At 62.1% G+C, this 13,307-nt stretch carries 13 protein-coding genes; 6 read left to right on the forward strand and 7 right to left on the reverse strand.

Annotated features, from left to right (window positions below):
- Positions 1–22: 22 nt before the first annotated feature.
- From E5720_RS15025 to E5720_RS15040, 4 genes are all read right to left on the reverse strand, one after another.
- Positions 23–1,156 carry an Mrp/NBP35 family ATP-binding protein gene (locus E5720_RS15025; protein ID WP_136171309.1) on the reverse strand — a complete coding sequence of 378 codons (1,134 nt, stop codon included), beginning with the start codon at positions 1,154–1,156 and terminating at the stop codon, positions 23–25.
- Positions 1,157–1,182: 26 nt separating this feature from the next.
- Positions 1,183–2,049: a lytic murein transglycosylase gene (locus tag E5720_RS15030; protein ID WP_210729878.1), complete on the reverse strand. Its 867-nt coding sequence runs from the start codon at positions 2,047–2,049 to the stop codon at positions 1,183–1,185.
- A gap of 137 nt (positions 2,050–2,186) precedes the next feature.
- Positions 2,187–2,756, reverse strand: coding sequence for a DUF1003 domain-containing protein (locus tag E5720_RS15035; protein WP_136171311.1), 570 nt, complete (start codon positions 2,754–2,756; stop codon positions 2,187–2,189).
- Entirely contained in the window at positions 2,753–4,027 is a 1,275-nt protein-coding gene (locus E5720_RS15040; RefSeq protein WP_136171312.1) for a CBS domain-containing protein, read from the reverse strand. Before E5720_RS15040 ends, E5720_RS15035 begins: the two co-directional genes overlap by 4 nt.
- A 59-nt stretch (positions 4,028–4,086) precedes the next feature.
- Between E5720_RS15040 and E5720_RS15045 the strand changes: the two genes are divergently transcribed.
- The 6 genes from E5720_RS15045 to ugpC all read left to right on the forward strand — a co-directional run bounded on the left by E5720_RS15045 (position 4,087) and on the right by ugpC (position 10,088).
- On the forward strand, positions 4,087–5,052 hold the full coding sequence (locus E5720_RS15045; RefSeq protein WP_136171313.1) for a CoA ester lyase: 966 nt from the start codon (positions 4,087–4,089) through the stop codon (positions 5,050–5,052).
- A 79-nt stretch (positions 5,053–5,131) separates the two neighbouring features.
- Positions 5,132–5,623 carry a general stress protein gene (locus E5720_RS15050; protein WP_136171314.1) on the forward strand — a complete coding sequence of 164 codons (492 nt, stop codon included), beginning with the start codon at positions 5,132–5,134 and terminating at the stop codon, positions 5,621–5,623.
- A 184-nt stretch (positions 5,624–5,807) separates the two neighbouring features.
- The gene (locus E5720_RS15055; RefSeq protein WP_136171315.1) at positions 5,808–7,130 is read left to right on the forward strand and encodes an ABC transporter substrate-binding protein; all 1,323 of its coding nucleotides are present in this window, start codon (positions 5,808–5,810) and stop codon (positions 7,128–7,130) included.
- The gene (locus E5720_RS15060) at positions 7,127–8,080 is read left to right on the forward strand and encodes a sugar ABC transporter permease (RefSeq protein WP_136171316.1); all 954 of its coding nucleotides are present in this window, start codon (positions 7,127–7,129) and stop codon (positions 8,078–8,080) included. Before E5720_RS15055 ends, E5720_RS15060 begins: the two co-directional genes overlap by 4 nt.
- Complete coding sequence (locus tag E5720_RS15065) at positions 8,080–8,913, forward strand: carbohydrate ABC transporter permease (RefSeq protein ID WP_084346011.1); 834 nt, start codon at positions 8,080–8,082, stop codon at positions 8,911–8,913. Before E5720_RS15060 ends, E5720_RS15065 begins: the two co-directional genes overlap by 1 nt.
- Before the next feature lie 5 nt (positions 8,914–8,918).
- On the forward strand, positions 8,919–10,088 hold the full coding sequence (ugpC, locus tag E5720_RS15070; RefSeq protein ID WP_136171317.1) for a sn-glycerol-3-phosphate ABC transporter ATP-binding protein UgpC: 1,170 nt from the start codon (positions 8,919–8,921) through the stop codon (positions 10,086–10,088).
- 32 nt (positions 10,089–10,120) lie between these two features.
- On the opposite strand, the gene E5720_RS15075 is transcribed toward ugpC, so the two are convergent.
- The 3 genes from E5720_RS15075 to E5720_RS15085 all read right to left on the reverse strand — a co-directional run bounded on the left by E5720_RS15075 (position 10,121) and on the right by E5720_RS15085 (position 13,280).
- Complete coding sequence (locus tag E5720_RS15075) at positions 10,121–11,587, reverse strand: MFS transporter (protein ID WP_136171318.1); 1,467 nt, start codon at positions 11,585–11,587, stop codon at positions 10,121–10,123.
- Positions 11,588–11,719: 132 nt separating this feature from the next.
- Positions 11,720–12,577, reverse strand: a complete 858-nt coding sequence (locus E5720_RS15080) for a chromosome partitioning protein ParB (RefSeq protein ID WP_136171319.1) — start codon at positions 12,575–12,577, stop codon at positions 11,720–11,722.
- Entirely contained in the window at positions 12,567–13,280 is a 714-nt protein-coding gene (locus tag E5720_RS15085) for a metallophosphoesterase (protein WP_136171320.1), read from the reverse strand. Before E5720_RS15085 ends, E5720_RS15080 begins: the two co-directional genes overlap by 11 nt.
- Positions 13,281–13,307 lie beyond the last annotated feature (27 nt).

Below are 13,307 nucleotides of genomic sequence, written 5' to 3' on the forward strand. Positions count from 1 at the left end.
CCGAGTGGCAAGTGTTTCGAGGTTACCGGCGGGTTGTATCGATGCTCAGCGACATGCCGACCAGCCCCCGCTCACGCACGGCGAGCTTCGCCGCGACGGCTTCGAGTGCCTTCGCGGCCGGAGTCTCGGGGTGACCCAGCACGATGGGAATCCCGTTGTCACCGCCTTCTCGTACCGCGGTATCCAGCGGAATCTGGCCCAGCAGAGGAACAGTGGCCCCGACAGCTTTGGTCAATCGTTCGGACACGTCCTGCCCGCCGCCCGATCCGAAGATGTCCATGCGGGTGCCGTCGGGCAGTTCGAGCCAGGACATGTTCTCCACGACTCCGGCAATACGTTGGCGGGTCTGCAGTGCGATGGCTCCTGCGCGCTCGGCTACCTCCGCTGCTGCCTGCTGCGGTGTGGTGACGACGAGGATCTCCGCGCTGGGAACCAATTGCGCCACCGAGATCGCGATGTCGCCGGTGCCGGGCGGAAGGTCTAGAAGAAGGACGTCGAGATCTCCCCAGAACACGTCCGCGAGGAATTGCTGCAAGGCGCGGTGCAACATAGGACCGCGCCAGACGACGGGGGTGTTTCCCTGGGTGAACTGGGCGATGGAAATGAACTTCACGCCGTAAGCCTGCGGCGGCATGATCATCTTCTCCACCTGGGTCGGCTTGGCATCGTTGCCGAACATCCGAGGAACCGAGTGGCCATAGATGTCGGCGTCGAGCACACCCACCGACAGGCCACGGGCTGCCAACGATGCGGCGAGGTTGACCGTGACGGAAGACTTTCCGACCCCACCCTTGCCCGATGCGACGGCGTACACGCGAGTCAGCGATCCGGGCTGGGCGAACGGAATGAGGGGTTCGGCGGAATCGCCTCGAAGGGATCTGCGGAGTTCGGTGCGCTGCTCGTCGTTCATCACATCGAGCTCGACGTTGATGATGCCGACTCCCGGGACGTCGGCGACGGCCTTCTTGACGCTCTCGCTGATCTCGCCCTTCATCGGGCATCCAGCGGTGGTGAGGTAGATGCCCACCTCGACTGCGCCGCCGTCGCCTATCTTGACGCTCTTGACCATGCCGAGATCGGTGATCGGTTTGTGAATTTCCGGATCGATGACCTTCGAAAGTGCTGTTCGGACGTCGGATTCCGTAAGGACTGCCATGACCCCATGCTATCGGGGCCCCGACGCTAGTGGATGCGGGGGAGCTCGTCCGATGTCGGGACGATTCCGGTTGCGTAGCCGGTGGACCAGGCGAGCACATTCGCGACGTATGCCATCGAATTGTTGTACCGCAGAATTGCCTTGGTCGTCTGGCCGAGATCACGCAGGTCCAGTCCACCGTCGCAGAGGTACTTGCCGGTGGCGAGAGCTGCGTCGTAGAGGTTCTGGGGGTCGGAGATGCCGTCGCCGTTACCGTCGGCGTGGTAGTGATTCCAGGTTTCCGGTAGGAACTGCATCGGTCCGACGGCGCGATCGAAATGTGGGTCGCCGTCGAGTGCGCCCCCGTCGGTGTCGGCGATGACGTTGTTTCCGGCGAGCGAGCCGTCCAATCGGGGGCCGAGGATCGGTTCGAACAATTCGCCCGCGTCATCTGCTTTGCCGTTGTTCGCATGCGTCGACTCGACGCGGCCGATACCGGCGATGACGGTCCAGCTGATACCGCAACCCGGGAGCTCGGTGGTCAGGATCTGCTCGGCGTTCTTGTATGCCGACACGTTGACCGTGGGGATGGCGATCGGGCTGGCCATCAGTGAGGTAGGTAGCTCGGGCGTCGGCGCGATAGCAGGCTGCGGGGCCTGGATTGCGACGGCCAGTGCGACCGGTGCCTCGGCTGCGGCGACGGGCTGAGCGTCGGTCTCGGATGCGAGGGGACGTGGAGTCTCGACGACGGGCTCCGACTGCTCGGTCGTCGACTCCGATGCCATGAACGGGAGGTACTCCGCTGCTCCTGCGCTGGAAGCCGCGGTGATGAGACCTGCGGGGACAAGGCCGGTCAGAGCGATCACCGAATTCCGTCGCATTGTGGAGTTCGATGCTCTTCTGTGACGTCCCACGCCTGGTACCTCCTCGTCGCCCCGTTGTTTCGAGGCTTTCCGTTTGAATTCCGGAGTCGAGGGTACCCGATTCGAGATGATTTCGTTACCGCGCCGTTATAGAGCGTGTCGTGCGAGGTCAAGCCGCCGCTGAAACGTTATTCGATGTGTTCCGTGCCGGACCCCCACGTCTCCCCGTCACTTTTCGACGCGGGACGTGAGGCTTTCTTTCTGGACTTCTTCACCGGCGTCGGCGAGTCGCCATTCAACTGTTCGAGAAGTTCCCTGATCTCGTCGAGTTCGCGGCGCAGATAGTCGCGGGTGGCGACCTCGCCGACGGCGATGCGCAGTGACGCGAGTTCGCGGGCGAGAAACTCGGTGTCCGCTTTGGTCTGCTGCGCGCGCGCGCGATCTTCCTCCAGCGACACGCGGTCGCGGTCGTCCTGACGGTTCTGCGCAAGCAGGATCAGCGGCGCCGCATACGCAGCCTGAGTGGAGAACGCGAGGTTGAGCAGGATGAACGGGTATGGATCCCAGCGCAGATTGACCGCAACGACGTTGAGGAAGATCCAGACGATGACGATGGCCGTCTGAATGATGAGGTAGCGCCCGGTGCCGAGGAACCGTGCAGCCTTCTCACCGGATCTGCCCACGTCGACGTCGAGGTGGAAGTTGAACAGCTTGGTCCCGCGTGGGGTGTCCATCCGTTGGCGGGCTGTTTCCTTCATCGGCCGGCCACCTCTTGCTCTCGCCAATCCTCCGGTAACAGGTGATCGAGAAGATCGTCCACCGTTACCGCACCCACCAGATGGTCCTCATCGTCGACTACCGGGCCGCAGACCAGGTTGTATGTCGCGAAATATCGCGTGACGGTCGTCAAACTGTCCTCGGTGGAGAGTCGGGGAAGCGCACTGTCGAGCACACCACCGATCAAGCTTGCGGGCGGTTCACGCAGCAATTGCTGCAAGTGAACGCATCCGAGATACGCCCCCGTAGGCGTCGCGGTCGGCGGTCGAACGACGAAAACCAACGAGGCCAACGCCGGAGTCAGATCCGGATTGCGCGCCCGTGCGAGTGCTTCGGCGACGGTAGTCGACGCCGTCAGGATGACCGGCTGGGGCGTCATCATTCCACCGGCCGTATCGGGAGAGTGCGCGAGCAAACGGCGAACCGGTGCCGAGTCCTCCGGGTCCATCAGTCGCAGTAGCGATTCCGCCTCGGTCTTCGGCAGCTCGCCCAGCAGGTCGGCGGCGTCGTCGGGGTCCATCGCTTCGAGCACGTCCACCCCACGGTCGACGCCCAGGTAATGCATCAACTCCACCTGATCGTCATCGGGTAGCTCCTGCACGATGTCGGCCAAGCGTTCGTCGTCGAGCGCCATCGCCACTTCCATGCGCCTTTTGACGGGGAGTTCGCGCATCGCGTGGGCCACGTCGGCGGCACGCAGGTCCTCGAACTGCATCAGAAGCTGTGCGACGCCCTGGCCGGGCAACGACAGCTCGTTCTGCGTCAACCCCTGCACGTGCTGCCAATCGACAACGTGGATCGCGCCGCGTCGGGCGAGCCGTTGACGCTGGCGCCGCACTGCGACACGAGCGACGAGCCAATCCCGGGTACGGGTCAGTTCGATCCCGAGATCCACCACGATCGAGTCGACATCGTGCATCTCTTCGAGCTCTGGGTCGTCGACGCGGACCTTGGAATCGAGAATCTGCGCGAAGACCAGAATCTCGTTCGCGCGCTGGGTGAATCGACGCAGACTCACGTTGCCGGTGTTGAGTTGCACGGAGTTCGGCTCGATACTCGTGACCCGAAGCATCGGCACGAAAATTCTTCGGCGCGTGGAAAGTTCGACGACCACACCCAGCACGCGCGGTTGGGCGCGTCCGATGCGCATGGTGATGACCAGATCGCGCACACGGCCGATCGACTCACCATCGGGACCGAGAACCACCAGGCCCGCCAGCCTGGCCGCAAATACCTTGCTCAGAGCTGCCATGATGTCAAGGTTAGAGCGTCAACGGATATTTCAGAGAATCAGACAGGGGTGGCGTGAACGTGACTTCGGTGGAGCGAGACCGTCCGCGTCGATCGGTTCTTGCCGTTCCCGGCAGTTCCGCGAAGATGATCGAGAAAGCCAAGACACTTCCCGCCGACGCGATCTTTCTCGACCTCGAGGACGCGGTCGCCGCGATCGCGAAGGTCGAAGCGCGCGGACGAATAGTGGAGGCGCTCAACTCCGACGGCTGGGGCGAACAGATCAAGGTCGTCCGCGTCAACGATTGGACCACGCCGTGGACGCACGGTGATGTGATCGAGGTCGTCTCCGGTGCAGGCAGCAACCTGGATGCGATCCTGCTCCCCAAGGTCGAGACCGCCTCGCACGTCCAGGCGCTCGATTTGTTGCTCACGCAGGTTGAAAAGCTCGCCGGTCTGCCGGTGGGCGCGATCGACATCGAACCACAGATCGAGAGTGCGAGAAGTCTGCGCAACATCGACGCGATCGCTACGGCGAGTCCTCGTGTTCGAACCCTCGTCTTCGGGCCTGCAGACCTGATGGCCAGCGTCAACATGCGCACACTCGTCGTCGGCGAACAACCGGAAGGCTACGACACCGGCGACGCCTATCACCACATTCTGATGACCATCCTGTTGGCCGCGCGCACGCACGGGCTACAAGCGATCGACGGACCGTACCTCCAGATTCGCGACCTCGACGCGTTCCGGCGCGCCGCGGGTCGCACCGCGGGCCTCGGCTTCGACGGGAAATGGGTACTGCACCCGACGCAGATCGACGCCGCCAACGAGATATTCAGCCCGCGTCAGTCCGACTTCGACAAGGCCGAGATGATTCTCGACGCCTACGAGTTCCACACCTCCGCAGCAGGCGGCGGCCGTGGTGCTGTCATGTTGGGGGACGAGATGATCGACGAAGCCAGCCGAAAGATGGCGCTTGTCGTGTCGGCGAAGGGGAGAGTCGCAGGCATGACACGGACGACCTCGTTCACGCCGCCGGCAACGTAATTCTGCCCGGCAACGCACAGGGCATGGTGAAACACCACAACGGGTATCTGTTGTGCCCGTTCCCAGGCACAATGGATACATGACGAATCCACTCTCGCAGTCCGGCCGCGGTGGCCAAGGACTTCCGACGCCTCCGTCAGGGTGGCCGATCGGCTCCTACCCCACCTACGCCGAGGCCCAGAAGGCTGTCGACTACCTCTCCGATCAGGAGTTCTCCGTTCAAGACGTCACGATCGTCGGCGTCGACCTCATGCAGGTCGAGCGAGTCCTCGGCAGACTCACGTGGGCCAAAGTGATTGGCGGAGGAATTGTTTCGGGCGCATGGCTGGGCGTATTCCTCGGCCTCGTGCTCGGGATCTTCACCAACGGCAACCTTTTCGGTGCTCTGGCCATCGGCATCGTCGGCGGCATCATCTTCGGTCTCATCTCCACCGCCATTCCGTACGCAGCAACGCGCGGTCAACGTGACTTCGCGTCGAGCATGCAGCTCGTCGCTGGTCGCTACGACGTCTTGTGCGAGCCCAAGAGTGCCGAAAAGGCTCGGGACATGCTCGCAAAACTATCGATCTGACCCGATAGTTATCTGTCGGACATTACGGAATAGTCCCAATTTCGCCTCGAGGACTGTGAGTTCGGTTACGTTTCTTTACGCGCAGGGTAGACCAGAGCAACTGCTGCGCGAGTAATCGAAAATACGGAGGCGAAAAGTGCCGAGACAACGTGGTCCGAGGCCGAGAAACGCAACCAGGATAGGGGTGTTGGCCGCAGCTGCTCTGGTCGTCACTCCGCTGTTGGCGGCATGTGGATCGTCGGACAGCAGCACTCCGGTGCTGAGTTTCTATACAGCCGCGGACGGTGCCGAGCAATATGCGGCTGCCGCGCAGGCCTGTTCGGCGGCGTCGGGGGGCCGCTACACCGTGGAGCAGAGAACACTCCCCAAGAGCGCCAACGATCAGCGGCTTCAGCTGGCTCGACGGTTGGCGGGCAACGACAGTTCACTCGACCTGATGACGCTCGACGTCGTCTGGACGGCGGAGTTCGCCGAAGCAGGTTGGGCGCTGCCGGTTCCCGAAGAGCTGTCCGCCAAACTGCGCGACGGGTCGACCCTCGAAGGTCCTCTGGCAACGGCAGAATGGCAGGACCAGCTGTACGCGGTTCCGCTCAACTCCAATACGCAGCTGCTCTGGTACCGCCCGGACCAGGTCCCAGGTGGCGTACCCCCGCAAACCTGGGATCAGCTGATCGACGTCGCCGAAGCGAATGCTGCAGAGGGCAAGCCGTCGTACATCGGGGTTCAGGCCAAGCAGTACGAGGGCCTGATGGTGTGGTTCAACAGCCTCCTGGTCAGCGCGGGCGGACAGGTTGTCGGTGATGACGGTACGACTGTCACCCTCAACGACACTCCGGAGCATCGCGCAGCTACCGAAAAAGCACTCGAAATCATGAAACGTGTTGCAACCGCGGATGGTGCAGATCCGTCCATTTCCCAGACCGACGAAGCGACGGCCCGACTCGGACTGGAAGCAGGTAGCTCCGCATTCGAGGTCAACTACCCGTTCGTCCTGCCCGGTCTGAAAGAGAATGCGGTCGCCGGTGCGGTTCCATTTCTCGATCTTTCGAATGTCCCTGCCGATCAACAGGATGCGGCAATCGACGAGGTCTTCCGAAGCGCTCCGTATCCAGCTGTCGAGGAAAACACGCCCGCCAAGGTCACGATCGGCGGATTCAACATCGGCGTCGCGAACACGACCCAACACGAGGACCTCGCCTGGGAAGCCGTCGCATGCTTGACGAACGAGGAGAACCAGCGCAACAACGCAGTCAACGGCGGCGTGCCGCCGGTCCTGCGGAAGCTTTACCAGGATCCTGAGTTCCAGGCGGTCTACCCAGCGTGGGAAGGCGTACTCAACTCGATCGAGAACGCTGCGGTCCGACCCGTTTCCCCGGCCTATCAGTCCATTTCGATTCTGCTCACCGACGCGCTGAATCCACCGCAGAACATCGACCCTGTCGCCGACGTGGACAAGCTCGCCGATCTCGTTTCCAAGGCCGTCAACTCGGAAGGGCTGATCCCATGAGCGCACCGACCACCGAGCCCGAATCCGGGTCCGTCGCGCCGGCCAGGCAGGATGCGCTGAAGCAGATATCAGACGGTAAGAAGGCCGAGCGTCGACTCGGGCTCATGCTGGTTGCGCCCGCCGCGATCATCATGGTGGCCGTCACCGGGTATCCGATCGTCTATGCATTCTGGCTCAGCTTGCAGAAGTACAACTTGGCCTTTCCCGACGACCGCGAGTTCGTGGGCTTCTCGAACTACCTCACCGTCTTGTCGGACAGTTACTGGTGGCAGGCGTTCGGTGTCACAGTGGGAATCACGATCGTGTCGGTGATCATCGAGTTCGTCCTCGGGTTGGCCGTGGCACTCGTCATGCACCGCACCATCTTCGGTCGCGGACTCGTTCGTACCGTGGTTCTGATTCCGTATGGCATCGTGACAGTCGCCGCGGCGTACAGCTGGTACTACGCGTGGACGCCGGGCACCGGGTATCTCGCCAACCTTCTTCCCGACGGCAGTGCACCGCTCACCGAACAGTTCCCGTCGTTGGCGATCATCGTGCTCGCCGAGGTCTGGAAGACCACGCCGTTCATGGCTCTCCTGCTGCTGGCTGGGCTCGCACTCGTGCCGGACGATCTGCTGAAGGCCGCCGAGGTCGATGGTGCCGGAGCCTGGACAAGATTGCTGCGCATCACAATTCCGCTCATGAAGCCGGCAATCCTTGTCGCAGTTCTCTTCCGCACCCTGGACGCGTTCCGCATCTTCGACAACATCTACGTACTGACCAAGGGCAGCAACGGCACCGGTTCGGTGTCGATTCTCGGTTACGACAACCTGTTCGGCGCTTTCAATCTCGGACTCGGTTCGGCGATCAGCGTTCTCATCTTCTTCTGCGTCGCCATCATCGCGTTCGTGTTCATCAAGCTGTTCGGGGCTTCGGCGCCGGGCTCGGACGACGGAGGCCGTAAATAATGACGACAGTGACGCCTCGTAAGAAGGTCGGCTGGACGGTCATCAATGTCCTCGTCCTGCTGTACGCGCTCGTTCCGTTGGCCTGGATCATCAGTTTGTCGTTCAAGTCGACGGCCACTATCACCGATGGCGCGTTCATTCCCCGGTCCTTCACGTTCGACAACTACAAGGGAATCTTCTCCACCAGTCAGTTCACCTCGGCTCTGATCAACTCGATCGGAATCGGTCTCATCACCACGGTCATCGCCGTCGTGATCGGCACGATGGCGGCATATGCCGTCGCAAGATTGGACTTCCCCGGCAAGAAGTTGCTCGTCGGTGTCGCATTGCTCATCGCGATGTTCCCGCAGATCTCGCTCGTCACTCCGCTGTTCGACATCGAGCGTGCTCTCGGCCTCTTCGACACCTGGCTGGGCCTGATCATCCCGTACACCACCTTCGCGTTGCCGCTGGCGATCTACACGCTCTCCGCGTTCTTCCGAGAGATTCCTTGGGAGCTGGAGAAAGCGGCGAAAATGGATGGTGCCACTCCAGCTCAGGCCTTCCGTAAGGTCATCGCTCCGCTGGCGGCTCCCGGCATCGTGACAGCCGCCATCTTGGTTTTCATCTTCGCCTGGAACGACTTGCTGCTGGCCATCTCGTTGACCGCAACCGAGCGGTCCATCACTGCCCCCGCGGCGATCGCGCAGTTCACCGGAAGCTCGCAGTTCGAGGAGCCGACAGGATCGATCGCTGCAGCAGCAGTAGTGATCACCATTCCGATCATCGTTTTCGTGCTCTTTTTCCAACGACGCATCGTGGCGGGCTTGACGTCCGGCGCAGTGAAGGGATAACCGTCATGTCCGAAATTGTTCTCGAAAACATCACCAAGCTCTTCCCGGACGGCGCCGCTGCCGTCAGCGACGTGTCCATGACCATCGCGGACGGCGAGTTCATCATTCTCGTCGGGCCTTCGGGGTGTGGAAAGTCCACGACGCTGAATATGATCGCGGGCCTCGAGGACATCTCGTCCGGTGAGCTGCGTATCGCGGGGGAGCGCGTCAACGAGAAGGCTCCGAAAGATCGCGATATCGCGATGGTGTTCCAGTCCTACGCGTTGTACCCGCACATGACGGTTCGGCAGAACATCGCGTTCCCGTTGACTCTCGCCAAGCTCAGCAAGAACGAGATCAACGAGAAGGTGGAGGAGGCTGCGAAGATCCTCGATCTGACCCAGCACCTCGACCGTCGGCCGGCGAATCTCTCCGGCGGCCAGCGCCAGCGAGTTGCGATGGGACGCGCCATCGTTCGCACCCCCAAGGCATTCCTCATGGATGAGCCGTTGTCGAACCTCGACGCCAAGCTGCGCGTGCAGACGCGCGCAGAGATCTCCAGGCTGCAGAAGCGTTTGGGCACCACCACGGTGTACGTGACGCACGATCAGACCGAGGCCATGACGCTCGGCGATCGGGTCGTGGTGTTGCGTGGTGGACGCGTGCAGCAGATCGGCTCACCGCAGGAGCTCTACGACAAGCCCAAGAACCTGTTCGTGGGCGGCTTCATCGGATCTCCTTCGATGAACTTCGTGCCGGGACAGCTCACCGCGAACGGGGTGTCCACCGACCTCGGCGACATCGAGCTTCCATTGGACCGAATGGACTCGATCAAGTCGAAGAATCCGGGGCGTGAAGTTGTCGTCGGCATTCGCCCCGAACATTTCGAGGATGCTGCACTCATCGACGGGTACCAGAAGATCAGCGGCGCGGTCTTCACCGCGAAAGTCGACGTTCTCGAGTCGATGGGCAGTGACAAGTACGCTTACTTCACTCTCGCGGGTGCTCAGGTCGAGTCCGCGGAACTACAGGAATTGGCTGCCGATGCGGGTATCGGCAATCTCGGTGGTGCGCAGGTCGTTGCACGGTTGGCAGCCGAGTCCAAGGCAGCCGAGGGCAGCCAGATCGAGTTGTGGTTCGATCCCGCGAAGGTGTCTGTGTTCGACCATTCGTCGGGTGCAAACCTGACCCTGTAAGGCGGTTCAGGTGCGCGGAAATCTGTTGCTCACTAGGGATTTCCGCGCACCTGTGCGACCCCGCTGTCGCGCGCAACCTCGGTAACGGTTACAGGGATAGAGGGTTGCACTCGTATTGCGGTGGCAGCCAAGGCCACGATGGTGCACGCGATCGCTCCGGCGACGAATGCAAACGTATACACCGTTTCGCGTGGAATCGAGGTTCCCGCAATGGTGTAGGTGGCCAGCATGGTGGTGAGAAGTGCACTTGCAATGGACGTTCCGACGGTTCGGACGATCGAGTTGACGCTGTTCGCGACGCCGGTGTCAGAGGCGGAGACCTCGGCCATCAGCAGATTCGGTATCGCCGCGAATGCGAGGCTGACGAAGACGCTGACAATCGAAGTCGCGGCAACGACCTGCCAGGTGGCGGTGTGGAAGAAGACGAAGAACACGAAACCGAAGACTCCGATTCCACCGCTCGTGATCAGTACCGGTCGTGCACCGAAGCGTCGGATGAATGCCCCGCTGCAGGTTGCGGCGATGACGCCGACGACAGCTCCGGGCAGCAGGTACACGACGCTGGCCCCGAGCACGGTTGCGCTGAAGCCGTAACCGGCGAGTTCACGAGGTGTCTGCACGAAATACGAGCTGGCAAGGAAGTTGACGAACATTCCGATACCGACGAAGAGCGTTGCGATATTCGTCGCCAGCAGCGGTCCGTGCGTGAGCAGACGCGGTGCCACGAGGGGAGCCGGCGTCTTGTTTTCGAATATCCACCACAGTGCGAGCGTGATGGCTCCGATGATCGAGCAGGCAAGAGTGGTGACCGAGCCCCACCCCCATTCCCTGCCCTGTGTCAACGCGAGAAAAAGCAGGACCAGCGCGATTGCGAGGAGGACAGCGCCCCACCAGTCCACCGAGCCGAGGCCACTGCGCGCTCGCGCTGGAACGGCGAACCACGCGATCACGAGAGCCACGAGCACGAACACTGAGGTCAGCCAGAAGACACGGTGATAGTCGGCGCCGTCCGCGGTCAGCAATCCCGTCAGGACGAGCCCGAACCCGCCTCCGACGCCGAGGGTGCCGGAAAGAATGGCCATCGAGCCGACCAGTTTTCTGTGCGGCATTTCGTCGCGAAGGATTGCCAGGGCGATCGGAAACAGCGCGTACGACACACCTTGAAGTACCCGTCCGAAGATCAGAAGTGCGAGCGAATGAGTGCTTGCGGCGACGAGGGAACCTGCGAGCACGAGCAGCAGAACACCGATGAGGACGGGGCGTTTGCCGTGCAGGTCTGCCAATCTGCCGATTACCGGGGTCGCGACGACGGCGGCGAGGAGATTGGCAGTGATGACCCACCCGGCAGCGGTAGGGCTGACTTCGAGTTGCATCCCTATCGTTCCGACGATAGGGATGACCATCGTCTGCAGGACGGCAACCGTCATCACCACGAAGCACAGACCCGGCAGCAGTAGAACTCCCGGTCGTAGATCTTCCGTGCGAACCGCGGATGACATGCGGAAGAACCCCGTTTACATTTCGATGGAGCAAAGAGACATCAAAAAAACTTGATGTGTGCACCTAAATGCTTATCAGAGTTTCTTCGGAGGGGGAAGGCGCGCATGCCTCTCGCGACTGCGATGCGAGGTTCACGAACGTCGAGTGTCTCGCGCCCGCTCGCGGAGTTCGGAGACGATCTCGTCGTTCCAGATATGTTCGCGCACCAGGCGATACCGTTCGCGGATCATCCACAGATACGCCTCGGCGTCCGTCTTACCTTCCAAGATGTCGGCGGCGCGCACCATCCTGACGACGGGGAGATACTCTTCGCCGAACCAGCGTCGGGCAACGGTTGGGCGATCGACGAATTCGGATAGCTCCTGGATCAGCCGGAAACCCCAGGCCTCGACGCATTCGCTCAATTCCGCATACTCGAACGGATCGGTGACCTGCACCGCGTCGCGGGCCTTGCCGACCAAGGGCACGCGGGTGAGGAAGATGCGTCGGTGATCCTTGATGAGCAGATCACCGCGTCTGTTGATGCCCTCGGGGGAGATGCGCGTGATGATCTCGGTGACCAAAGCGTCGATCGTGGTTCGGTGCATGGCGAAAGCGATGGACACCCGATGGTGGCCGTCGATAACGAAATGCATCGAGCCGATGCGATACACCTGAATCGGCGGCATGGACTCGCCGCGTCGTTGGGCGGCGGCGAGGCGCTGCCACCGCTCCCGAACCCGTGCCGAGGTCGGTCGGAAGAATCGATCGAAGTCGCGTGTGCGGTCCACGCTTCCGACGATGGAGTCGACCCGGATGACCTGCAAGCCGAGTTGGCGTTCACCCACCTTGCCGAGAGCGGCGACGACCTCGTCGAACGGCAGGATGGTGTTGACGTCGTCAGGTTGTCGACGCAACCACCCGACCAATCGTGCGATGTCGGCGCGACGGCGCTGCCGTGTGAAGTCGTTCTCCGCATCGGCGGTGGGAAAGCCGGTGTCACGTGCCATGTCGTCGCCTCACGATCGTGGGTGCGTTCTCAGCTGCTCTGCCACCCGGTTCGATCTCGAGCAATGTGTATCCGACCGTGTTGAGGACGGTGGTCCCGTGCAACTCGAAGTCTTCCGGTGTCTGCCCGTGGGGGTGGATGTGGCCGTGCAGAAGCAGCTGGGGTTGCAGTGAACGGACGACGTCGTCCAGACATTCGAATCCGACGTGCGCGGGATCGGTGTCGTCGCCGACTCCGAACGGCGGGCTGTGCGTCAGGAGCACGTCCACACCGCGCAGGTCGCCGCGCACCGTACGTTTCCACGACTCGGTGCGGGTGAGGGACCTGGCTCGGCGACGCTGTTGACGTTGAGTCCACTGGTTCGGGCCATCGTTGTACCGAATCGATCCACCTAGGCCCGCGATGCGCAACCCCGCCGCCGACACGATCGTGCGGTCCGCATTCACCGCACCTACCGGCCCTGGCCAGGCGCTGGGCAGGCCCGCGCGCATCCATCCGACCCGCCCGGACGAGTATCCCGTCAAGTCCGCGTCGTGATTTCCGGGGACGAACACGCACGGCGCATTCAACGCTTCCGTCAGATATTCCAGATATTCGAAGGGTAGGTCGCCGGCCCCGAGAACGAGGTCGACATCGAGCGAGCGCACCTGTGTGCTCCACAGGGTCTCGATAGTTTCGTCGGAGACGGCTAGGACGGAGACCACGGGCCCGACGCTACCGACAACCACCTT

Origin of the sequence: Rhodococcus sp. PAMC28707 (assembly GCF_004795915.1) — a bacterium.
Lineage (GTDB): Bacteria > Actinomycetota > Actinomycetes > Mycobacteriales > Mycobacteriaceae > Rhodococcoides.

Coding starts and splice junctions, on each gene's coding strand:
- E5720_RS15025 (WP_136171309.1), bottom strand. CDS start 1,156: ATGGCAGTCCTTACGGAATCCGACGTCCGAACAGCACTTTCGAAGGTC.
- E5720_RS15035 (WP_136171311.1), bottom strand. CDS start 2,756: ATGAAGGAAACAGCCCGCCAACGGATGGACACCCCACGCGGGACCAAG.
- E5720_RS15040 (WP_136171312.1), bottom strand. CDS start 4,027: ATGGCAGCTCTGAGCAAGGTATTTGCGGCCAGGCTGGCGGGCCTGGTG.
- E5720_RS15050 (WP_136171314.1), top strand. CDS start 5,132: ATGACGAATCCACTCTCGCAGTCCGGCCGCGGTGGCCAAGGACTTCCG.
- E5720_RS15060 (WP_136171316.1), top strand. CDS start 7,127: ATGAGCGCACCGACCACCGAGCCCGAATCCGGGTCCGTCGCGCCGGCC.
- E5720_RS15065 (WP_084346011.1), top strand. CDS start 8,080: ATGACGACAGTGACGCCTCGTAAGAAGGTCGGCTGGACGGTCATCAAT.
- ugpC (WP_136171317.1), top strand. CDS start 8,919: ATGTCCGAAATTGTTCTCGAAAACATCACCAAGCTCTTCCCGGACGGC.
- E5720_RS15075 (WP_136171318.1), bottom strand. CDS start 11,587: ATGTCATCCGCGGTTCGCACGGAAGATCTACGACCGGGAGTTCTACTG.
- E5720_RS15080 (WP_136171319.1), bottom strand. CDS start 12,577: ATGGCACGTGACACCGGCTTTCCCACCGCCGATGCGGAGAACGACTTC.